Origin of the sequence: Candidatus Nitrotoga sp. BS (assembly GCF_927797785.1) — a bacterium.
GTDB lineage: Bacteria > Pseudomonadota > Gammaproteobacteria > Burkholderiales > Gallionellaceae > Nitrotoga.
This window is the reverse complement of the sequence record NZ_CAKMLL010000085.1, coordinates 1-21,629: the sequence shown is the minus strand read 5'-3', so window position 1 is coordinate 21,629 and position 21,629 is coordinate 1. Positions and strand designations below refer to the sequence as shown.

The 21,629-nt window shown below is 48.8% G+C and carries 18 protein-coding genes and 1 tRNA gene; 12 read left to right on the top strand and 7 right to left on the bottom strand.

The features are described 5' to 3' along the window. Positions 1-242 precede the first annotated feature (242 nt). The 5 genes from MJ769_RS10835 to MJ769_RS10815 all read left to right on the top strand — a co-directional run bounded on the left by MJ769_RS10835 (position 243) and on the right by MJ769_RS10815 (position 3,978). Positions 243-509 (top strand): BolA/IbaG family iron-sulfur metabolism protein, encoded by a 267-nt coding sequence (locus tag MJ769_RS10835; protein ID WP_239237140.1) that lies wholly within the window; start codon positions 243-245, stop codon positions 507-509. 453 nt (positions 510-962) lie between these two features. After that, positions 963-1,253: a co-chaperone GroES gene (locus tag MJ769_RS10830; protein WP_239237139.1), complete on the top strand. Its 291-nt coding sequence runs from the start codon at positions 963-965 to the stop codon at positions 1,251-1,253. Between the two features lie 97 nt (positions 1,254-1,350). Then, positions 1,351-3,018 carry a chaperonin GroEL gene (groL, locus tag MJ769_RS10825; RefSeq protein ID WP_239237138.1) on the top strand — a complete coding sequence of 556 codons (1,668 nt, stop codon included), beginning with the start codon at positions 1,351-1,353 and terminating at the stop codon, positions 3,016-3,018. 162 nt (positions 3,019-3,180) lie between these two features. Further along, a tRNA-Phe gene (locus MJ769_RS10820) sits at positions 3,181-3,256 on the top strand. A 560-nt stretch (positions 3,257-3,816) separates the two neighbouring features. Further along, entirely contained in the window at positions 3,817-3,978 is a 162-nt protein-coding gene (locus MJ769_RS10815) for a hypothetical protein (RefSeq protein WP_239237137.1), read from the top strand. 474 nt (positions 3,979-4,452) lie between these two features. Here the strand turns inward: MJ769_RS10815 and MJ769_RS10810 are convergent, their stop codons facing one another. The 3 genes from MJ769_RS10810 to MJ769_RS10800 form a co-directional block, all read right to left on the bottom strand. Then, a complete protein-coding gene (locus MJ769_RS10810; RefSeq protein ID WP_239237136.1) occupies positions 4,453-6,990 on the bottom strand; it encodes a [protein-PII] uridylyltransferase in 2,538 nt (845 codons plus the stop codon). A gap of 7 nt (positions 6,991-6,997) precedes the next feature. Further along, the gene (map, locus tag MJ769_RS10805; RefSeq protein WP_239237135.1) at positions 6,998-7,789 is read right to left on the bottom strand and encodes a type I methionyl aminopeptidase; all 792 of its coding nucleotides are present in this window, start codon (positions 7,787-7,789) and stop codon (positions 6,998-7,000) included. 313 nt (positions 7,790-8,102) lie between these two features. Continuing rightward, a complete protein-coding gene (locus MJ769_RS10800; protein ID WP_239237165.1) occupies positions 8,103-9,461 on the bottom strand; it encodes a DEAD/DEAH box helicase in 1,359 nt (452 codons plus the stop codon). A gap of 408 nt (positions 9,462-9,869) precedes the next feature. Here MJ769_RS10800 and typA point away from each other — a divergent pair, with 408 nt between their 5' ends. Then, positions 9,870-11,675 (top strand): translational GTPase TypA, encoded by a 1,806-nt coding sequence (gene typA, locus MJ769_RS10795; protein ID WP_239237134.1) that lies wholly within the window; start codon positions 9,870-9,872, stop codon positions 11,673-11,675. Between the two features lie 315 nt (positions 11,676-11,990). Here the strand turns inward: typA and MJ769_RS10790 are convergent, their stop codons facing one another. The 4 genes from MJ769_RS10790 to ftsY all read right to left on the bottom strand — a co-directional run bounded on the left by MJ769_RS10790 (position 11,991) and on the right by ftsY (position 16,448). Then, positions 11,991-13,202, bottom strand: coding sequence for a tetratricopeptide repeat protein (locus MJ769_RS10790; RefSeq protein WP_239237133.1), 1,212 nt, complete (start codon positions 13,200-13,202; stop codon positions 11,991-11,993). Positions 13,203-13,918: 716 nt separating this feature from the next. Then, the gene (gene ftsX / locus MJ769_RS10785) at positions 13,919-14,827 is read right to left on the bottom strand and encodes a permease-like cell division protein FtsX (RefSeq protein ID WP_239237132.1); all 909 of its coding nucleotides are present in this window, start codon (positions 14,825-14,827) and stop codon (positions 13,919-13,921) included. Then, entirely contained in the window at positions 14,824-15,477 is a 654-nt protein-coding gene (gene ftsE / locus MJ769_RS10780) for a cell division ATP-binding protein FtsE (RefSeq protein ID WP_239237131.1), read from the bottom strand. The genes ftsX and ftsE overlap by 4 nt, the downstream gene beginning before the upstream one ends. Next, positions 15,474-16,448: a signal recognition particle-docking protein FtsY gene (gene ftsY, locus MJ769_RS10775; protein WP_239237164.1), complete on the bottom strand. Its 975-nt coding sequence runs from the start codon at positions 16,446-16,448 to the stop codon at positions 15,474-15,476. The genes ftsE and ftsY overlap by 4 nt, the downstream gene beginning before the upstream one ends. Before the next feature lie 120 nt (positions 16,449-16,568). Between ftsY and MJ769_RS10770 the strand changes: the two genes are divergently transcribed. From MJ769_RS10770 to MJ769_RS10745, 6 genes are read left to right on the top strand one after another with little or no spacing between them, the layout of a single operon-like run. Beyond that, the gene (locus tag MJ769_RS10770; RefSeq protein WP_239237130.1) at positions 16,569-17,954 is read left to right on the top strand and encodes a M16 family metallopeptidase; all 1,386 of its coding nucleotides are present in this window, start codon (positions 16,569-16,571) and stop codon (positions 17,952-17,954) included. Further along, the gene (locus MJ769_RS10765; protein WP_239237129.1) at positions 17,944-19,287 is read left to right on the top strand and encodes a M16 family metallopeptidase; all 1,344 of its coding nucleotides are present in this window, start codon (positions 17,944-17,946) and stop codon (positions 19,285-19,287) included. Before MJ769_RS10770 ends, MJ769_RS10765 begins: the two co-directional genes overlap by 11 nt. Beyond that, the gene (rsmD, locus tag MJ769_RS10760) at positions 19,284-19,835 is read left to right on the top strand and encodes a 16S rRNA (guanine(966)-N(2))-methyltransferase RsmD (RefSeq protein WP_239237163.1); all 552 of its coding nucleotides are present in this window, start codon (positions 19,284-19,286) and stop codon (positions 19,833-19,835) included. Before MJ769_RS10765 ends, rsmD begins: the two co-directional genes overlap by 4 nt. Continuing rightward, the gene (gene coaD / locus MJ769_RS10755) at positions 19,828-20,307 is read left to right on the top strand and encodes a pantetheine-phosphate adenylyltransferase (protein ID WP_239237128.1); all 480 of its coding nucleotides are present in this window, start codon (positions 19,828-19,830) and stop codon (positions 20,305-20,307) included. The genes rsmD and coaD overlap by 8 nt, the downstream gene beginning before the upstream one ends. A gap of 11 nt (positions 20,308-20,318) precedes the next feature. After that, on the top strand, positions 20,319-20,576 hold the full coding sequence (locus MJ769_RS10750; RefSeq protein ID WP_239237127.1) for a YfhL family 4Fe-4S dicluster ferredoxin: 258 nt from the start codon (positions 20,319-20,321) through the stop codon (positions 20,574-20,576). 53 nt (positions 20,577-20,629) lie between these two features. Then, positions 20,630-21,538: a D-hexose-6-phosphate mutarotase gene (locus tag MJ769_RS10745; protein WP_239237126.1), complete on the top strand. Its 909-nt coding sequence runs from the start codon at positions 20,630-20,632 to the stop codon at positions 21,536-21,538. Positions 21,539-21,629: the final 91 nt, after the last annotated feature.

Below are 21,629 nucleotides of genomic sequence, written 5' to 3'. Positions count from 1 at the left end.
AAATGCCGAATTAACTCATATTCGATGAGGCTTCCACTTGCGTGACTTGTTAAGTGAATGTTAGAGTCGTAAAGGATAGCCTTGCTCTGGTTACTATAATTTTTACAGTATGCAGTTGTCGATCAGTGAATGATCGTTCAGAAACAGCTACAACCGTTGCAGTCCGGGTTGACAGTGTTTGATCATTCGACATTTCGATACCGCCTATATAATTTACACATATTTAATTCAAGGAAATAACCATGTCGTGTCACACTACTGATTTTAAAGGCTCCGTCATTGACGCGCTACAAGAGGCAATCGAACGGCAGATTCCTAGTTCACAGGCCGAGGTGAGCGGCGGTGGCGGGCACTTTAGCATTAACGTGACGTCGCCTGCGTTCGCTGGCAAAAACATGCTTGAGAGTCAGCGGATGGTATACAGTGCGATCTCTCATTTGATGGAGGGAGACGCGGCCCCTGTTCACGCAGTCGACAGCTTGAAAACCAGAACTCCTCCCGAAGCATAAAGCCTGAGCGCCTAGCATAGTAAAAAAGGCACAGATTTGACAGCGGCTATGGTGGTGCTGGCCGAGATGAGGTCATACCCTTGTCTCGGCACTTGGTGCCCAGCAAGCAGCTGAGAAAGCAACACTGCGTCAACCGCATTACTGCTCCGCCTCCAAAGCTCAAGTGTTGAGCCATGATGTTCATCAACGACACGGCGCATATGCAACATAAACCAATCAGTTTGAAACTACAGACTGATATTTATTTTTGCATCTCCTACAGCCGGTGAATTCAATGCTTGATGTCGCATTTTAAAGTTATCCGTGACCTTTCTTCGTAATCATTGTTTAAAGAAATTTTCATTCTGCTCTTGAAATTAGTGTGTTCCGCCCTTATTATTAGCACTCTCTGGCATCGAGTGCTAACTAGAGATGTCGTTATTTTGTTAATTGTTTGTTTAAGGAGAATAAAATATGTTGGTCCGTCCTTTGCATGATCGTGTTGTTATCAAGCGCACGGAAGAAGAACGCAAGACTGCGTCCGGAATTGTGATTCCTGATGCTGCCACCGAGAAGCCTGATCAAGGCGCAGTTGTTGCAGTAGGTCCTGGCAAACATAGTGATGATGGAAAACTAATCCCAATGACTGTAAAAGTTGGCGATAAGGTTTTGTTTGGTAGACACGCCTCTCAGACTTTTAAAATTGATGGCCAAGAATACATAACGATGCACGAAGAACAAATTATCGGCGTAATCGAAATTTAATAACCAGATATACAGTCTTGCAGCCCCTTAAATAGGGCGAGATAACCTTCGGTAAAGACCGAAGCGAAGTGACCAAATAACTTTAGGAGAAAGAAATATGGCAGCAAAAGACGTGAAATTCTATGATGCTGGACGCAGCAAAATGGTTGCGGGTGTTAATATTTTAGCCAACGCGGTTAAAGTCACTCTTGGACCGAAGGGTCGTAATGTAGTGTTGGATCGCTCTTATGGTGCGCCTACAATTACCAAGGATGGTGTATCTGTCGCCAAGGAAATCGAACTAAAAGACAAGTTCGAAAACATGGGTGCGCAAATGGTCAAGGAAGTAGCTTCTAAAACCTCTGATATAGCTGGCGACGGTACGACTACTGCGACCGTTCTGGCACAGTCCATCGTACAAGAAGGCATGAAATTTGTTGCTGCTGGTATGAACCCGATGGATCTGAAGCGCGGTATTGACAAGGCCGTCCTTGCTGTCGCAGAGGAATTGAAGAAGCTGTCCAAGCCATGCACTACCTCTACCGAAATTGCTCAAGTTGGCTCAATTTCTGCCAACTCTGATGCCAACATCGGCAAAATTATTTCTGACGCGATGGACAAGGTAGGTAAAGAAGGTGTAATCACCGTTGAGGATGGTAAATCGCTTGATAACGAACTTGAATTGGTCGAAGGTATGCAGTTTGATCGCGGCTATTTGTCTCCATACTTTATTAACGACCAAGAAAAGCAAAATGTAGTAATGGAAAATCCCTACATTTTGTTACACGACAAAAAAATCTCCAACATTCGGGATTTGCTACCGCTGCTGGAACAAGTCGCCAAGGCAAGTCGCCCACTGTTAATTATTGCTGAAGATGTAGATGGCGAAGCGCTGGCTACTCTAGTGGTGAACAACATCCGTGGAATTCTGAAGACAGTTGCAGTTAAGGCTCCGGGCTTTGGCAGCAGGCGTCAGTCCATGCTGGAAGACATTGCTATTCTGACTGGTGGTACAGTGATTGCTGAAGAAGTCGGCTTGTCGCTTGAAAAAGCTACTCTGACGGATTTGGGTCAAGCCAAGCGTGTAGAAGTTAACAAAGAAAACACCATCCTTATTGATGGTGCTGGTAATGAAGAGGCGATCCAAGGTCGTATCTCTCAAATCTCCAGACAGTTCGAAGAGGCAACCAGCGATTATGATAAAGAAAAACTGGTAGAGCGCAAAGCTAAGCTGGCTGGCGGCGTGGCAGTGATTAAAGTTGGCGCTGCAACTGAAGTTGAAATGAAAGAGAAAAAAGCGCGCGTGGAAGATGCGCTGCATGCAACCCGTGCAGCAGTGGAAGAAGGAATTGTTCCCGGCGGCGGCGTCGCATTGTTGCGTGCCAAGGCAGTAGTGGCAAAGTTGAAGGGGGACAACCATGACCAAGATGCGGGTATTACCATCGTGTTGCGTGCCATGGAATCGCCACTACGTTGCATTGTAGATAACGCGGGTGACGAGCCTTCGGTAGTGGTCAGCAAGGTGCTGGATGGCAAAGGCAACTATGGCTATAACGCTGCGAGCGGAGAGTATGGAGACATGCTGGCAATGGGCGTGGTTGATCCTACTAAGGTTACCCGTATCGCACTGCAAAATGCTGCGTCTATCTCTGGTTTGATGTTGACTACTGGATGCATGGTGGCTGAGTTAGATGATGACAAGCCTGCCGTTGATTTGGGTGGCGGTGGTGGTATGGGTGGTATGGGTGGTATGGGTGGTATGGGTGGTATGGGTGGCATGATGTAGTTGTTGCATCTCATGTGCTGCTGAAGCTAACAAACCCTGCCTTGTGCAGGGTTTTTTTTGGAATTTGCAAACAGTAAGGTTGGCATTGTTGCGTGTGTGGCCTATCTCAATTCTAAGGTTCCTTAAATTGTATTTTGTCGTTATAATGCGCACCTTCGCATAGGCCTGGTAGCTCAGTTGGTAGAGCAGTGGATTGAAGATCCTCGTGTCGGTGGTTCGATTCCGCCCCGGGCCACCAAATTAAAGAAAGGCTTGCAGAATTTATATCCTGCAAGCCTTTGTTGTTAGTGCAATGGCTTAAAGAGTTATGCTATTTTTTTGCGGTATTAATCCTTCAGTTTGTCAATTGCGTAGTGGTATGTTCCCTGTTCAGATAGGCTTGGAAGTTTGGCTGAATGAAAATGAAGCCTAACATCTCACAGCTCGTCTAGACCATCCACTCCATCACCTAACCTGGTTCTTCATGCATAGCCATCATGTAACGTTGAATGTGGCTAATCAACAGGCCGATTGACTTGTAGCGGCCTAATAGAAACGTACACTTCGATAGGATTATTATTCAGCTAGCAGTCTGTCGGACTTAAAGAGTCGCAGCGAAAATTGAGCTGAGCGAGGGTAGATCTTGATGATTTTGCAGGGTAATAGTTGTTCTATTGCCCAAAAAGGCGGCGAAATATACACCGTTCAGCTCAATTTGCAGCCGATTTCCTTTAAGTCCGACAGGCTGCTAGAGAGGGATCGCAAATAAGCAAACACCGTAAGCAGTACTACGCCGCATTTTAATTTGAAGTTGCAGGCATGGTAGTTGATCAAGGACTGAGTACGCAAGTGGTTAAAGACATGAGCCTTGGTCGCACAGAGGTGATGAGTCGCTTGATTGAACAATATCGGACTGAGCAACTGGGTAAAACCGGTATCGAGAACCTATCACTGCCGAGCAGCAACTCATACGCCAATTGAAGACCGAGAACTGCCAACTGCGCTCTCTGACAATGAATCCGCCATAGGTCACCTGCAAACGTCACGACATTGGCTTGCTTGTACGACATCACTGTTGCCACCAGCTCGCAAGTGGGAAAGACGCGAAAACGTTCCGGATCGTTCTCGTCGCCCGCACACATTTAATGCACCACTGACACCGGCTCAGGCATGCTTGTCGCCATTGACCGTGCAGCACGGTGGGTATATCCGCATTTACCACAACTAGACTAAAGCCAGCAGCACCGAGTTCTTGCGCCAATTGATAAAGGCCGCACCAATGAGGATGCAAAAGACGCTATAAATTGCTTCTGGCTTTTGTATGCGGCCCTGTGTAATATTTTTGGGGTTATTGGTTGTTTTGCGGACATTTATACATCATGGAACGATAAGTTGTTACATATAGTCATTATGCTGCTATTGCTGAGAGAGCCTTACGTATTCTCCAGATTACGTTTAAGAAATCTTTCTTAATAATTCTTCGCGAAGTGCAGTTATTGACTGCGGTTGGATTAGCTCTGCGCTGGCTAAAAGGAAGGTGTCCTCGGCGCGTGCTCCCAGAGTATTGATCTTGGCGCTACGAATCACTATGCCATGCCGCGCCAGCACATGTGCGATGCGCGCCAGCAGGCCGGGGCGGTCGCCGGCGATAATGGAAAGTAGATAATTACCTTTATTGTCTGACGTTATATTAACTTCGGATGCGATGGGAAAATGTTTGAGTTGGCGGGATATTCTGGCGGTTTTTTGTGCGGAAAGTTCGTCGGCGGCGACTATCTTGCGTGATAGCTCATACTCTATGTAATTCATGATATCGCGATATGCTGGCTTGCTATTGCTTGCATCCATTGCCAGAAAGCTATCTAGTGTGTAACCGTGGTGGGTGGTGTGGATCTTTGCTTCCATGATGTTGTAGTTCAGTCGCTCGAGAAAATCGCAGATGCGCGAAAAAATATAAGGCTGGTCAGGACTGTAGACCGTCAGCTGAATACCTTCCCCGATGGGGCTTAAACGTGTCTTGACGATGGCCGAGTGGCTATTGACTTGATGTGCAAGCAGGCGAGTGTGCCAGGCAATTTCCTGCGGTTCGTGGCGCAGGAAATATTCTGGATCTAATTGTGCCCAAAGTGTTTCGTGTACTTCAGGTGCAATCGCATGCAAGCTTAGTATTTCTAATGTGCGTGTGCGGATTTCGCCGACTTGATCGGCAATCTTACCGTCAACCATATAGCGGCGCGTTGCCCAGAATAGATCTTCAAGTAACTTGCCCTTCCAGGCATTCCATATTTTTGGACTGGTGCCACGAATATCAGCCACAGTGAGCAAATACAACGCTACTAGATAACGATCATTTTTTATTTTTGCAGCGAAGGTAGCGATCACGTCCTGGTCTGACAAGTCTTGTTTTTGTGCGGTGGTGGACATTGTTAGGTGATGTGCTACCAGCCATACCACCAGGTCGGCATCTTCACTCGTCAGTCCGTGCTGTTTGCAGAAGCGTGCAGCATCCGCACAGCCGAGTATTGAATGGTCGCCACCGCGACCTTTGGCGATATCGTGGAATAGCCCAGCGATATATAGCACCTCTACGCGCGCGAAATCCTTGATCAGCTTGTTACACAAGGGAGATTCATGCGCATGTTCTGCCAAGGTTAAACGGCGCAGATTGCGCACCACCATCAGGATATGTTTGTCTACTGTATAAACATGAAACAGATCGTGCTGCATTTGTCCGACGATGCGACCAAACGCAGGTAGATAGCGGCCCAGGATGTCATTTTGATTCATGCGCCGTAGCGCATGAGTAAGTCCGTGCGGTTGGCGCAGAATAGCCATGAACAATGCCCGATTGTGTGCATTGCGTCGGAATGCAGCATCTATTTTATGGCGCGCCCGCCACAGAGCGCGCAAAGTGGGTGCAGAAAATCCGCTCAGCCTAGGATGTTGTTCCAGCAACAGGAAACATTCCATAATGGCTGAAGGTTCCCGTTCGAACAGGGCTTCATCACGCGCTTCGAGCAAATCATCGCGCGTTATGAAGCGTTCATTTAGGGGGTGCATTGTGCTTGCTTCGGGGAACAGGTGTGTGCGCAAGTTTTGCAATAGCACGGCATTGAGTTGTAGCACCGCTTGTTTGGTACGGTAGTAACGTTGCATCAGGTGTTCGCTGGCACGGCGCACACTTGTAGCAGCGATGTGCATTTGTTTTGCCAGTTCGGTCTGGTAATCGAATAGCAGGCGATCTTCACGTCGGCTGGCCAAATAATGCAGGTGGATGCGAAGGTTTTGCAGCAGGGTTTCGTGACGCGCGATGGCGCGCGCCTCAGGCTCGGTAATCATACCTGCCTTGGCTAGTTCACGCCAAGTGTCGCCCAAGTTGCAGGCGCGGCTAATCCACAGCACGGTCTGTAAATCGCGCAGGCCACCGGGGCTTTCTTTTATGTGTGGCTCAAGGTTGTAGTCCGCATCGATGAAGCGCGCGTGGCGCTGTTGCTGTTCATTCTGCTTGGCAAGATAGAATGCGCGATGATCAAGGTGTTGCGTCAGCACGCTGACCATTTCCTCAAACAGTTCGGGTGCGCCGATAATTAAACGAGCTTCTAATAGGTTGGTCTGTACCGTAACATCAACCGATTCCTCTAAACATTGAGCAACGGTACGGATGCTGTGGCCAACTTCCAGGCCAATGTCCCACAGCAGGCCAACCAGTTCCTGCAACTTATGTTGCATTGCCGAATTCGGTTCCTCTGGCAACAGGATTAACAGGTCAATGTCAGATTTGGGATATAGCTCACTACGCCCATAGCCACCTACTCCTACAAGTGTTTGAGTTGGCGGCATGGCGAGAAGTTGCCATGCCGAGCGTAAATGTTCATCTACCAGCTTGGCATGAGAACGCAGCAGGCGCGCTGGTTGCGCGTGATGCTCATAATTCTGTTGCAGGAGTAATCGTGCGGCACGCAAGCTCTGACGAATTTCAGCGGCGCTTTGCATGACTTATTTACGGTGGTGGAGAGGGCGTTCCAGCGGAAACAGTCAGCACTTCAAAGCCGGATTCGGTTACCAGAATGGTATGTTCCCACTGAGCTGATAAACTGTGATCCTTGGTCACGATGGTCCAGCCATCACTGAGTTGAGTGATGCCAGCCTTGCCAGCGTTAATCATCGGTTCTATGGTGAAGATCATGCCCGCTTCTAGTTTCAAACCACTTTTAGGCTTACCATAGTGCAACACTTGTGGCGCTTCGTGAAATCCCCTGCCAATGCCGTGGCCGCAGAATTCACGTACCACGCTGTAGCCCGTCGCTTCGACGAAGCTCTGGATGGCATGGCCGATATCGCCCAAATACGCGCCGGGTTTGACCACGCGGATACCTCGCCACATTGCCTCGAAAGTGGTTTCACACAGCCGTTTTGCCTGGATGGAAGTTTCGCCGACATAGAACATGCGGCTGGTATCGCCGTGATACGCTTGTTTGATGGTGGTGACGTCAATATTAAGGATGTCGCCATTCTTAAGTTTTTTTTCACCCGGCACGCCATGGCATATCTGATGATTGACTGAGGTACAGATGGATTTAGGATAGGGCGCATGTCCTGGCGGCGCGTAATTAAGCGGCGCAGGAATACATTGTTGCACATTCACCATGTAATCATGGCAGAGGCGGTCAATTTCGCCAGTAGTAATGCCAGCTTGAATAAAGGGGGTGATGTAGTCCAGAACTTCGCTGGCCAAGCGGCCTGCGATGCGCATTTTTTCTATTTCCTGAGGAGTCTTGATACTGACGGTCATAATTACTTAGATTTTAAGAAGAAACGGTGGCAAGCATAGTGGATAGCGGCTGTCAGCACAACAGGACACCTTTAAAAATAAAAAAATCTGGGCAATCTGCCATACAAGTTGCTTCGTTAAACAACTCTATTTCCGGCTATTGCGTTTCGACATGGAGAGTTAAACAGCAAATGCTTGAATAATTCAGTCCGCACTTGGCATTTGGTCAAATCCTGAGTTTTTAGAGGCGGCCCAACAGTGTGATAGCCAGTAGAAACAAAAAAGGCACGCCTAGGCATGCCTTTTTGCTTTTAGCGAAAAAATCGTTGAGTGCTTAACGGTTGCCGCTGTTGTAGCCGCGTCCATTCGAGAAGCTGCTTGCTGGACGACGTTCCTGCCCAGCAGGACCCGTGTTGCCGGTGTTCCCATTACGCCGTGGTGCATTGTCGCCGAAACGATTATGAGATTGACCCTCGCGTCTAGCGCCATCAGCGTGAGCATGGCGTCCGTATCCGCCGGGTTTGCCACGTGTACTGGAGGGCTGTGAGCGCGGTTTGAATTTTGGTTCAAGGCCGGCAACGATATGAGCAGTAATGCTTTGCCCCGTGTAGCGCTCGATCTTTTGCAGGTTTCCAGTATCCCGGTTGGATGCGAACGAAACTGCGATGCCGGAAGATCCGGCGCGACCGGTGCGGCCGATACGGTGCACGTAGTCTTCGGCGGCCTTGGGAAGGTCGAAATTGATCACGTGAGAAATACCCGGAACGTCGATGCCACGCGCGGCCACGTCAGTTGCCACCAAAATACGCACTTGACCACGGCGTAGGTTAACCAAGGTGCGGTTGCGTTCGCGCTGGTTCATATCGCCATGTAGCGCGGCGGCCGAATGTCCTTGGGACAACAGTTTGTCAGCCAAAGCATCAGCGTCGCGCTTGGTAGCGGTGAATACCAATGCTTGGTTCAAATCCGTATCACGTAGTAGGTGATCTAGCAAACGGCCTTTGTGTGCCATGTCGTCCACATACATTAGGCGTTGTTCGATGTTTTCGTGGCGTGCATGCGTAGCTGCGATGCTTATGCGTTTTGGATTCGTGAGCAGTCGTTTTGCCAGGTTGCCAATTACACCGTCCAGGGTGGCAGAGAACAATAGCGTCTGGCGCGTGGCCGGAGTGGCTGCTGCGATGCGCTCCACATCATCAATGAAACCCATATCCAGCATGCGGTCGGCTTCATCCAGCACTAACATTTCGAGGCGCGAAAAGTCGATGCGGCCGCGCTCGATGTGATCAATCAAGCGACCAGGAGTGGCCACTAAAATATCTACTGGGCTGGATAACAGTTTGTTTTGTAGTGGGTAGGGCATGCCACCGAGAATGCTCACTACTTTCAGGCGCATGTTCTTGCCATATTTAGCGGCGGCGTCTGAAACTTGTTGTGCCAGTTCGCGCGTCGGAGTTAACACCAGCACGCGCGGTCCCTTGCTACGCACGGCGGCAGGTTCGGCGATGCGGTGTAACGCGGGCAGGATGAAAGCAGCAGTTTTGCCGGTGCCGGTCTGGGCAGATGCCATCAGATCGTGACCCGCCATGACTTCGGGAATGGCTTCGGCCTGAATGGGTGAAGGCACGGTATAGCCCGATTCTTCTACAGCATTGAGGATTAAGGGATTCAATCCCAGAGAAGAAAAGGTAATAACTTTAATAGGTGTAGCTGTGTTATCAATAGACACGATTGTTCCTTAATTAATGATTAAATCAAAGCGCATGCGTGGCTAAAGCCACACATTAGAATTTAGTAGGGAGATCATAGACTCTACCAGCGCAAAACATCGTCGCTAACCGGTAAAAGCAAGACGCGTCGGAGACGCCAGAGGTCAGAAAACGATGAGCCATCGCTGCACAATATCGCAGCGAGGCCGCATTATACACAGCTAAGCAATAATAGCCAGAGAATATATCTGGTCGTGCCGTGAAGTCTGCCAAGATTAGGCTTCAAGTACGTTTACTCCAAATGTAGCTGTTTGGAATGAATTGTAATGTTTAGAGGCGTCCTTTATATGTATGCTAGAATGCGCGCCCTTTATCCAGCTTAGGTAGTAAACATGTCGCGCGTACTCCGTAATATCGCCATCATTGCCCACGTTGATCATGGCAAAACCACTTTGGTGGACAAGCTGCTGTCTCAGACAGCCACTTTCGCCGCGCACCAGCATGTTGCTGAGCGCGTGATGGACAATAACGATCTTGAAAAGGAACGTGGCATCACCATTCTGGCAAAGAATTGTGCAGTGGAATATGAAGGTGTGCATATCAACATCGTGGACACGCCAGGACACGCCGACTTTGGTGGCGAGGTAGAACGTGTTCTGTCGATGGTAGATGGCGTTTTGTTACTGGTAGATGCGGTGGAAGGGCCGATGCCGCAAACCCGATTTGTTACACGCAAAGCGCTGGCACTGGGTTTGCGCCCTATCGTGGTAATTAACAAAGTTGATCGACCCGGCGCGCGGCCAGAGTGGGTAGTAGATCATACCTTTGACTTATTCGATAAGCTTGGTGCAACTGAAGCACAAATGGATTTTCCAATAGTCTACGCATCAGCGTTGAATGGTTACGCGACATTGGATTTGGCGAATCCGAGCACGGATATGCGCCCGTTGTTCGAGACCGTATTAAAGCATGTGCCGGAGCCGACTGGCGATACAGACGGGCCGCTGCAATTCCAAATTTCTGCACTAGATTATTCCAGCTTTGTTGGGCGCATTGGTGTTGGGCGTGTTTCGCGGGGAAGAATTAAGCCTGGTCAAGAGGTTATGCTGTTGAATGGCGATAAACCGCCGAAGAAAGCGCGGGTCAATCAGTTGCTGGGCTTCCGTGGTATAGAGCGGGTACAAATGGAAGAAGCGGCTGCTGGCGACATCATTCTAGTCAACGGTATTGAAGACATCGGTATTGGTGTTACCTTAGCCGATATTAACCAGCCAGAAGCGCTGCCTATGCCTAAGGTGGATGAGCCTACTTTGACTATGACCTTCCAAGTGAACAATTCCCCCTTGGCAGGACAAGAAGGTAAGTTCGTTACTAGCCGACAGATTCGAGATCGTCTGACAAAAGAATTATTGGTCAACGTGGCATTGCGCGTGGAGGATACGGGTGAGACAGACTCTTTCCTCGTGTCGGGACGTGGTGAATTGCACTTGACCATTTTGCTGGAAACCATGCGTCGAGAGGGTTTTGAATTAGCTGTTTCGAAACCGCGCGTGGTGTTTCGTGAAATTAACGGTGAAAAAAGCGAGCCATATGAAATGCTCACTGTGGACGTGGACGAGACAAACCAGGGTGCAGTTATGGAAGAGCTGGGTCGCCGGCGCGGCGATTTGCAGGATATGCAGCCAGATGGAAGAGGCCGTGTGCGATTGGAGTATCGTATTCCGGCACGCAGCTTGATCGGTTTTCAGGGTGACTTTATGACCATGACCCGTGGCACCGGGCTTATCTCGCACGTGTTTGACGACTACGGCCCGGTCAAGCCGGATATGCCAGGGCGACATAATGGCGTACTGGTTTCTCAAGACAATGGCGAGGCTGTGGCCTATGCCTTATGGAAATTGGAAGACCGTGGCCGCATGTTCGTCAGCCCCGGTGATAAATTGTATGAAGGCATGGTCATAGGCATACACAGCCGCGATAACGACCTTGTGGTTAACCCGATAAAAGGCAAGCAACTGACCAATGTGCGTTCCTCCGGCACGGATGAAGCGGTGCGCTTGACCACGCCAATTCAGCTGACACTGGAGTCAGCTGTTGAATTTATTGACGACGACGAGTTGGTTGAAATCACTCCGCTATCCATACGTGTGCGTAAGCGTCATCTTACTGAGCAAGATCGTAAGCGCGCTTCCCGCTAGGTAAATGTTAACAAGGGCGTATGTACCAAACCTTTCTTCAATCGTGTTGATATATTACGGGCAATTTTAAAGCTTAAAACCCTGTTAGGAAACTAGCAGGGCTTTTTTTGGGTGAACAACCAAATCCCATTACAGTGAGGCTTCCAATCGAGTGGCATTTCGATCTCGGGTAGTTACTCCAGCTCACAACCAACACATTTCCCACCTATCGAGGTGTCCATGTAAATTTGACCACTACAGTTTTCTTAGAAGAGAAGACTGTATCAAGGGCTTCGTCAAAACAATATACGTGGGAATGACCAAGGCGTATCTACATTACTTGGTTAAAGGCGAAATAAAAGCGTTCGAATATGCGTTTGCTATTTTAAAATCGAGCTTTCGTAAGATTTGATAATTTTCTAGCACTTTGTCCTGCTGACCTTGGCGGAAATAAGCTTCCCCCAAGTTATACCAGACACTTGCATTTTCCGGTTCGATGCGAACTGCCTCTCGGTAAGCGGAAATCGCCTCCTCATATTGTTTAAAATTGCCATACGCTATGCCCAAATTATTCCAGGCAGAGGTATACTCTGGATTAATGCGTAGCGCCTCGCGATAGGCTCGAATTGCTTGTTCGTGTTGCTTGATGTTGTTGTAGATATTGCCCAGATTATTCCAAGCATCGGCATACTCAGGCTGAATGCGTAGCGCACTTCGATAGGCCTTAATTGCCTGCTCATATTGATTAAGATTTTTGTGAGCGATACCCAAACTAAACCAAGCGTCTGCACTATCGGGCTCACTTTTTACCCACTGCTGCGAAAGCTTCAACATTCCTGGCCAGTTTTTTTTGTGTTCCAACGCAACTACTCGGTTGAGCCAAACCAACCCGCTCTTTTTCGCCATCGCCGAGGTATTTTGGGCTCGTTTCGGCAACTCCCCTATCCAATCTACGGGCAAGGCAAAGTTAAGATTTTGTCCCTCCGCGTGATAAAACGTGGTGATACCGATTAATTGCCCTTGGTCATCGAATAGCCCGCCCCCACTGGAGCCGAGAGAAATCGCGGCAGAGGTCTGAATGTAGTCCGAGCCTTCATGCGGTCGCAAACTAGAGATAAGTCCTTCGCTCAAGGTCAGTTCCAGGTCTTCCGGTGCGCCGATGGCATAGACGCGCTGGCCCACCTTGAGCTTTTTGGCGGTGCCCAGAACGACGGGGGGTGCTTGTAAATCCGGCACATTTAATTGACACAGGTCGCGACTAGGATCCGAGTATTGCATAGTGGCAGAGAATTTTTTTCCAGATTGCCGCACTTGTCGACTTTTTCCTCTTTTCGCAACATGACAATTGGTAATTACCTGGCCGGTGCTTATTACCACGCCACTGCCTTGCCCTATGAAATCATCCTTCGAATCGAAGATATCCACTACCACAACGGAAGGTGACACTTGTTCAAAAATTTGTTCCGGTGTTTTGGCTGCGGCAAGAGAAGAAATCAAAGAAAATGTGACGCCGGCAGCTAGCACAAGGTAAAAATATTGGAATCTCATGATTTCCTCATTTTAATTTTTTTTAGGCAATGCCATATATAAGTATTGGAGTCAGTGATAACAATTTGTTTGCTTAGCGTGAATTTAGTTTCATTCCTGAATTTATTTATTCAACAAATATTCAATATGTTATTGAATTTACAAGTGCTCGGATAAGGAAATTTTTTTAGAGTTTGATTTTCTTTCATTAAAGCCAGATTTTAAAAAAGGCATTAACAAAGCAGTGGTTATTTCAAATTAATTGAGAGCCCAGCTCACCCATGATATTTCACTTTAGCTTGGAAGACACAGCGTTAATTTGAGTCTAACAAGTGAATAAACGATAACACAATCGAAGCAGTCACAATTTTAGGTTAGAGGTCATAATTGCCACTAATACGTTTATTGTTGGGTATAGGGTACCTATAAAATTCAATTTTCGTCACAAGACAGTATTAGAGAGTAAAAATTTTCGCCTACATATCGAATAGATGCTGAGATCAATTGTTTGCTCTCGCCTTGTCTAGCAGCCTGTCGGACTTAAAGAAAATCGTCTGCAAATTGAGCGGAGCGGTGACTATTTCGCCGCTTTTTTGGGCAATAGAACAACTATTACCCTGCAAAATCATCAAAATCTACCCTCGCTCAGCTCAATTTTCGCTACGATTCTTTAAGTCCGACAGGCTGCTAGCAACTTAAATTTTTAAAGGCGCCCTATAGAAAGAAATTTAGGGTCCTTAACGAGGTTCAATTTTCCATAAGTGTTGGGCGACGGACAGCCAAGCTCCTAGCCAGCCAAGGTAAGCGGATAGCAGCAATAGTATAGTGTTCTCGCCTACAGAGGGAAATTGCAGAGTAAAGCTACTGGCGTACAAATGCGTTAACTCAGAGAGGCTGGTATTGAGCAAATACAAGCTGGTGGTAATGATAAGCCACGCTGCCGCACCACCTAGCAGCCCCTGTAGAAAACCGAAGTACAGAAATGGTCGGCGTATGAAGGCATTGGTGGCGCCGATCAGTTTGGACACTTCGATCTCTTCGCGTTGGGTGAGGATGTGCAAACGGATGGTATTGAAGGTAACGGCCACTAGCGCAAAGCTAAGCAGTACGGCGAGAAAGAGTGCGGCCAACAGACCGAATTTGAGCATTGCTTCAAGCTTGTATGCCCAAGCTGAATCCAGTTGCACATGCTCGAAGTTAGGCCATTTTTGCAAATCATCACGCAACGTTTCCAACGCATGCGCATCAGATTTTTTTGGATACACAATATAGGCATCCGGTAGCGGATTTTGTGCTATTCCGCCGATTACGTCAGTCAGTCCGGTGGTCTGCTTTAGTTGTTCCAGCGCTTGGTCACGTGGCACAAATTTTACCTGCTTGATGCCAACGTGTTGCTTGAGTTGTTTGCCGATATGGGCGACTTCGTCCTGGCTGGTATCCATGCTCAAAAATATACTGATCTGCTGTGTTCCAACTTCTTGCGCAGCCAGTCCTTGTACGCTTTTCAGCAATAAATACATGCCCGCCGGTAAGCTGAGTGCGATGCCGATGACCAGAATGTTTAGCAGACTGGACAGCGGTGTGGTGAGGAAACGGCGCAGGGTAATTAGCAACACGTGGACATGAGATATCAGCAAGTTTTTCATGGGCACAATTCCCCATTTTTTAGTGCCAGCACGCGTCCCTTAAACTGGCTTAGAATGTTTTCGTCATGAGAAGAAATCAGCAGCGTAACGCCAACCTGATGGAAGGATTTGAAGATTTTCATGATGTCGCGGGCATAGTCCGCGTCAAGATTGCCGGTCGGTTCGTCTGCCAAAAGGATGGAAGGACGGTTGACGATGGCACGTGCGATGCACAAAAGTTGCTGCTCGCCGCCGGACAGAGCGATCGGACTGGTTTTTTCGCGCTTTAGTAAGCCTACCTTGTCTAATGCAGCTCGAACGCGCTTGGCGCTTTCGCGGTGATCGAAGCCACAGATTTGCAGCGGCAGCATTACGTTGTCAAACACGCTACGGTCGAACAGTATTTTATGATCCTGGAAAATCAAGCCAAGGTTGCGACGCAAGTAGGGCAATGCTCCACTCTTGATCGAACTGACATTTTGTCCTTTGACTACAATGCTGCCAGAGTTAGGTCGTTCAATGGCGGCAATGAGTTTAAGCAAAGTGCTCTTGCCTGCGCCGGAATGGCCAGTGAGGAAAATCATTTCACCCTCGGTGATCTCAAAACTAACATTTTTCAGTGCTTCATAACCTCCGGGGTAGCGCTTGCATATTTGGCTGAACTGGATCATTCCTCCAGCCCCAGCAGTGCCGCGACGAAGTCTTCCGCTACAAATGGGCGCAGGTCGTCCAGACCTTCTCCCACACCGATAAAGCGCAGAGGGATGGGGTGTGCCTTGGCGATGGCAGCAATTACGCCGCCTTTGGCCGTGCCATCCAGCTTAGTCAGTATCAGCCCAGTGACAGCCAGCGCATCATCGAATGCTTTGACTTGGCTTAGAGCGTTCTGCCCGGTGTTTGCGTCCAGTACCAGCAGCACTTCATGCGGTGCGCCGGGTAACGCTTTGGCGATAACGCGTTTAACCTTTTTGATTTCTTCCATCAGATGAATCTGTGTAGACAGGCGTCCGGCGGTATCCGCCAGCACGATGTCGATTTTGCGTGCCTGAGCTGCTTGCACCGCATCGAAAATCACCGCTGCGGCATCGCCGCTCTGCTGGGCGATAACCGTCACATTATTGCGCGCACCCCATTCCATCAACTGTTCCCGTGCAGCGGCACGGAAGGTATCGCCTGCGGCCAGTAGCACTGACTTGCCTTGCCCTTGGAAATATTTCGCCAGCTTGCCTATGGAAGTTGTTTTGCCAGCGCCGTTTACCCCGGCCAGCATAATGACGCAGGGATTATGTAAGGCAGTTTCCAATGGCAGTGCCAGTGGCTTGAGCAGTTTGATCAGGCCGTGCGCTAATGCTTCTTTAAGCTGAGACGCTTCAGTGAGTCGCTGTGCTTTGACTTGCCCGCGCAACTCGGCCAGTAAAAATCGAGTGGCGTTCATTCCGACATCTGCGGTAACCAGGATGGCTTCCAGCTCTTCGTACATCTCGTCGTCGATCTTGCCGCCACGGCCAAACAGATTGGACATTTGATCTGACGTACGCGCCAGCCCGGTCTTAAGTCGGCTGATCCAGCCGCTTTTTTTAGGCAGATCTTCGACAGGGTTGGATTTCCCTTCAACAGGAGATTTTTTTAGGAAGCCGAACATTATAAGGAGATTTTTGGAGGTGGCAGAAAGATAGCTAAATGGCGCATAATACATGTTAGTTGTGGCGGCTTTTGCCGCCATCGTTATTCTATTCTGATTGAGTTGTTTTGGGCTAAAAAAATGCATATACAAATATTAAAATACCTGCTGACTATTGCTGTTTTATGGCCTGCAGTGCTTTTATCCGCTGTTGAGGCAAAGGCGGAAGTGTTTGAAAAGACACTCGGCAATGGCCTTAAGGTAATAGTCAAGGAAGACCACCGTGCCCCAGTTATTGTTCAACAGGTGTGGTATCGCGCCGGCAGCATGGATGAAAATATTGGAGTCACCGGTGTCGCACACGTACTGGAGCATATGATGTTCAAGGGTACAAAGACCGTGCCGGTTGGACAGTTTTCTAAGCGCATAGCCGCTGCAGGCGGACGAGAAAACGCCTTTACCAGTAACGATTACACTGCATATTTTCAACAATTGCACAAATCCAAGCTACCTCTCGCCATGCAACTCGAATCTGATCGCATGCGCAACTTGCATCTGACGGAGACTGAATTCAGTAAAGAAATTAAAGTCGTTATGGAAGAGCGACGCATGCGCACGGATGATGAGCCGCAGGGTCTGGTGAGTGAAAAATTGATGGCCACGGCTTACCAAGAGCATCCCTACCGGACTCCAATAATTGGCTGGATGAACGATTTGCAGACACTTTCAGTCAATGATGCCAAGACGTGGTATAAAAATTGGTATGCGCCTAATAATGCGACATTGGTCGTGGCAGGAGATGTGAAGGCGAGCGAGGTATTTGCGCTGGCGCAACGTTTTTATGGCTCGATTCCAGCGCGTAGCTTGCCTGTGCGCAAGCATTTCAGCGAGCCTCCGCAGTTAGGCGTGAAGCGCATTGTAGTTAAAGCGCCAGCAGAGCTGCCGCATCTGGTAATGGCTTATCACGCTCCCGCGCTACGTGACCCAGAGAAAGATTGGCAGCCCTATGCCTTGCAAATACTGTCCGGCATTCTCGATGGCAATGCTTCGGCGCGCTTGAACAAAATATTGGTACGAGAAAAGCAACTGGCCAGTAATGTAGGCGCCGGATATGACGCAACCTCGCGTGGACCAAGCTTGTTCGTGTTAGAAGGCACCCCCAGCGAAGGCAAGAGTGTGGCAGAGATGGAAGAGGGTTTGCGCGAGCAAATAGCAATTTTGAAACGAGACGGCGTGAACGAAGATGAACTTAAACGTGTTAAGGCACAAGTGACTGCCAGTGAAGTATACAAGCTCGATTCGCTGTTTTATCAGGCAATGCAGATTGGACAAATGGAAAGTATAGGGCTGTCATACAAAGCTATCCCTGTGATCTTAAAAAAACTGCAGGCGGTAACGGCGCAACAGGTGCAGGATGTAGCGCGGGAGTTTCTGCAGGACGACCAGCTGACCATTGCCGTGCTTGAGCCACAGCCGCTTTCCGGCAAACCGAAACAAATGAATAAAGGGGCATCGCATGCACACTAAGTTATTTGCCGTTGTGGTCTTGTTTCTAGCCGGTATCGCACCTGCACTCGCCACTCCCAACATCCAGCATTGGAAATCGCCGAGCGGCGCGCGTGTCTATTTTGTGGAAAACCATGATCTGCCAATGCTGGATTTAACCGTTACTTTTGCTGCAGGAAGTAGCTTTGATGTGGCAGAAAAATCCGGATTAGCAGGGCTGACCCATAAAATGCTGGATCTCGGTGCAGAAGGTTTGAGCGAGGACGACATCGCGCGAAATCTGGCCGACATTGGTGCGCAACTGGGAATGAATTTCGATGCCGATCGTGCCGGTGTAAGCTTGCGGACATTGAGCAGTAGTGCGGAACGTATTCAGGCGTTGGATATAGTGGCACGAGTGCTGCAACATCCGCTATTTCCAGAAAATGTGTTGGTACGAGAAAAGACGCGCTTGATCGCGGGTCTGAAAGAAGCGGAAACCAAGCCGGAAAGCATTGTTGCCAAAGCCTTCGGCAAGGCCGTATTCGGTACCCATCCTTATGGTTTGCCGTCGTCGGGTGAAGTCGCCACCGTGGAAAAAATTCAGCGTGCTGACATCGAGGCATTTTTTCGTACACATTATTTAGCCAAAAATTCTGTGGTTGCCATTATGGGCGATGTGACGCGTGTCGAAGCTGAAGCCATCGCGCAAAAGCTTACCGAGCAATTACCACAAGGCGTTGAGGTGGCAGAGATTGCACCAGTGGTCATGCAAATTAAAGCGAATGAGCAGCGCATAGATCATCCGGCCAGTCAGAGTCATATTCTGATGGGCGTACCCGGTATGGCACGTAATGACCCGGATTATTACCCCCTCTATGTAGGCAATCACATTCTCGGCGGAGGGGGATTTGTGTCCCGCCTGATGCATGAAATTCGCGAGAAGCGCGGCCTTGCTTATAGTGTCTATAGTTACTTTATGCCGATGAAGCTGCCAGGCGAGTTTCAAGTCGGGCTGCAAACCAAAAAAGATCAAGCCGATGAAGCGCTGCAACTAGTGCGCGCTACGCTACGCGAGTTTATTGATAAAGGCGTGACAAAAAAGGAATTACAAGCATCCAAGCAAAACATCATTGGCGGTTTTCCGTTGCGTATCGATAGCAATAGAAAAATAGTTGACTACCTCAGTGTTATTGGATTTTATGAGTTACCTTTGACCCATCTAGAAGACTTTGTAGGAAATATTAATAAAGTCACCGCCGCGCAAATTCGCTCAGCCTTTAAACGGCGCGTGAATCCAGATGCGATGGCAACTGTGATAGTTGGTGCGCCGGAAACAAAAAAAACCAGTAATAAAGAGGGAGCCGTGCAATAAATCGGGTACGCATTATCGGCGGCAGTCATCGTAGTCGTTGGGTTGAGTTTCCGGACGAAGAAGGCTTACGCCCCACGCCGGATCGCGTGCGCGAGACTTTGTTCAACTGGCTGGGACAAAATCTTAGCGGCAGGCGCTGTCTGGATCTGTTCGCCGGTAGTGGCGCATTAGGATTTGAAGCAATGTCACGCGGTGCAATAGAAGTGGTAATGGTCGAGCGCAATCGTACGGTCTTTCGCGCCTTGCAAGAGTCCACCCTGAAATTAGCCTGTACTAACGTCTTGCTGCGATGTGAAGATGGGTTAAAATTTGCGCACCACAAAAATGGGCTATTCGATGTGATTTTTCTGGATCCACCATTTCAGAGTGACTATCTGCCAAAATTGCTTCCACTGCTTGTTGACCAACTAACGCAAGACGGCTTGGTGTACGTTGAAAGCGGTGAGGTATTTGAGCCTGACCCGGCTTGGCAGGTGGTGAGGCACGCTAAGTCGGGTACCGTGCATTATCAATTATTGAGATGCGAAGGTGCGTTAGAACATGATTAAAGTTATTTATCCCGGCACTTTTGATCCAATCACGCGCGGACATGAAGACGTAGTCCGTCGTGCCGCAGGCCTGTTCGACGAAGTTGTGGTGGCTGTGGCCGAAAGTCGAAGTAATACCTTGTTCACCCTGGATGAGCGTGTCGCCATGGCGCGTGAAATCTTCGCTGACTTTGTTAATGTGCGGGTGGAAGGTTTTTCCGGGTTATTGATGAATTATGTGCGAGCGCAAGATGCACGCGTCGTATTACGCGGCTTGCGTGCAGTATCCGATTTTGAATATGAATTTCAGATGGCGGGAATGAACCGCAGCCTGCATCCTGATGTTGAAACTTTATTCTTGACGCCGGCGGAGCATTACACTTTTATCTCAGCCAGTATGGTGCGTGAGATCGCGCGCTATGGCGGCGACGTAAGTAAATTTGTTTCTCCTTTGGTGGCGATCAAATTGACTGAAAAAATTAACTTAATTTAAAGAGAAACAGCGTGGCCCTGATTATTACCGATGAATGTATCAACTGTGATGTGTGTGAACCGGAATGCCCGAACGATGCTATTTCGCAAGGCGATACGATTTATTACATTAGTCCAGGCAAATGTACAGAGTGCGTGGGACACTATGAAACGCCTCAGTGCGTGGAAGTTTGCCCGGTAGACTGCATTCCACTCGACCCGGATCATAAGGAAAGCAGAGAGCAGCTTCAAGCTAAGTATGAAAAACTAATGGCGGCGAAGGCTGAATAGCAAGCAGCAGCCAATAGTTTTTGTTTGACGTGGAATAATACTAAGGATTAAAAATGAGCCAGTTGAATGTAACCACGCTGAACCAGCAATTCGCCATTCCTGGACAACTTGAGTTTACTGAAGATGTAAGCGGTTTGGTTCTTGCGTGCATTGCAAACAAACAAGCAAAATCTACCATTTCATTACAGGGTGCGCATGTCATGTCCTTTGAGCCGGTGGGCGAAAAACCGGTCATTTGGCTTAGCCCCGCAGCCAAATTAGCACCTGGCAAATCTATTCGTGGCGGCGTGCCAATTTGTTGGCCGTGGTTTGGTGCCCACGCAACCGACAGCACTTTCCCAAGCCATGGATTTGCCCGCACCGTTCCTTGGCAAGTTGTGGCCAGCGAAGCATTACCAGATGGCAGCACGCGTATCACCTTTGAACTGCCGCAGAGTTCAATTCCTTCTGCGCAATGGCCGCATGCTTGTCGGGTGCGAAACGTCGTTACGATCGGCAAGGAGATGACCGTGGAACTGATCACCGAAAATACCGGCCAAACCATGTTTGAAATTGGCGAAGCGTTGCATACTTACTTCGCTATCAGCGATGTAGACCAAATTCGCATCACCGGTTTGGAAGGCTGTGCGTATCTTGACAAAGTGGGTGATTGGCAACGCAAAACACAATCTGGCGCAATTACGATAGCCGCTGAAGTAGACCGCCTCTATGTGGATACCGACTCAGACTGTTTGATTGATGACAGTGGCCAAAAGCGCAGTATTCGTATTGCCAAGCGCGGTAGTCGTTCCACAGTAGTGTGGAATCCATGGGTGGAAAAAGCCGCGAAAATGGGTGATTTTGGCAGCGACACAGGCTATCGCGGCATGGTCTGCGTGGAAAGCGTGAATGCAGCGGAGAATGTAATTAAAGTCGCAGCGGGTGCAACCCACTCGTTGCATGTAACCTACAGCATTGAGTAAAGTGTAATAGTAAAGATGCTGTGATGGAATGAAATATTTGAATGTTAGCGCAGTAATCGGCGGTTGCCGAAAATCGCGCCGAAGAAACAAG

Excerpts from the sequence above, each read along its gene's own strand:
- ftsY (WP_239237164.1), bottom strand. The coding sequence starts at position 16,448 with ATGTTCGGCTTCCTAAAAAAATCTCCTGTTGAAGGGAAATCCAACCCT.
- MJ769_RS10810 (WP_239237136.1), bottom strand. The coding sequence starts at position 6,990 with ATGCAAAGCGCCGCTGAAATTCGTCAGAGCTTGCGTGCCGCACGATTA.
- ftsE (WP_239237131.1), bottom strand. The coding sequence starts at position 15,477 with ATGATCCAGTTCAGCCAAATATGCAAGCGCTACCCCGGAGGTTATGAA.
- MJ769_RS10835 (WP_239237140.1), top strand. The coding sequence starts at position 243 with ATGTCGTGTCACACTACTGATTTTAAAGGCTCCGTCATTGACGCGCTA.
- map (WP_239237135.1), bottom strand. The coding sequence starts at position 7,789 with ATGACCGTCAGTATCAAGACTCCTCAGGAAATAGAAAAAATGCGCATC.
- MJ769_RS10770 (WP_239237130.1), top strand. The coding sequence starts at position 16,569 with ATGCATATACAAATATTAAAATACCTGCTGACTATTGCTGTTTTATGG.
- MJ769_RS10815 (WP_239237137.1), top strand. The coding sequence starts at position 3,817 with ATGGTAGTTGATCAAGGACTGAGTACGCAAGTGGTTAAAGACATGAGC.
- groL (WP_239237138.1), top strand. The coding sequence starts at position 1,351 with ATGGCAGCAAAAGACGTGAAATTCTATGATGCTGGACGCAGCAAAATG.
- MJ769_RS10745 (WP_239237126.1), top strand. The coding sequence starts at position 20,630 with ATGAGCCAGTTGAATGTAACCACGCTGAACCAGCAATTCGCCATTCCT.
- MJ769_RS10765 (WP_239237129.1), top strand. The coding sequence starts at position 17,944 with ATGCACACTAAGTTATTTGCCGTTGTGGTCTTGTTTCTAGCCGGTATC.
- MJ769_RS10830 (WP_239237139.1), top strand. The coding sequence starts at position 963 with ATGTTGGTCCGTCCTTTGCATGATCGTGTTGTTATCAAGCGCACGGAA.
- ftsX (WP_239237132.1), bottom strand. The coding sequence starts at position 14,827 with ATGAAAAACTTGCTGATATCTCATGTCCACGTGTTGCTAATTACCCTG.
- coaD (WP_239237128.1), top strand. The coding sequence starts at position 19,828 with ATGATTAAAGTTATTTATCCCGGCACTTTTGATCCAATCACGCGCGGA.
- typA (WP_239237134.1), top strand. The coding sequence starts at position 9,870 with ATGTCGCGCGTACTCCGTAATATCGCCATCATTGCCCACGTTGATCAT.
- MJ769_RS10790 (WP_239237133.1), bottom strand. The coding sequence starts at position 13,202 with ATGAGATTCCAATATTTTTACCTTGTGCTAGCTGCCGGCGTCACATTT.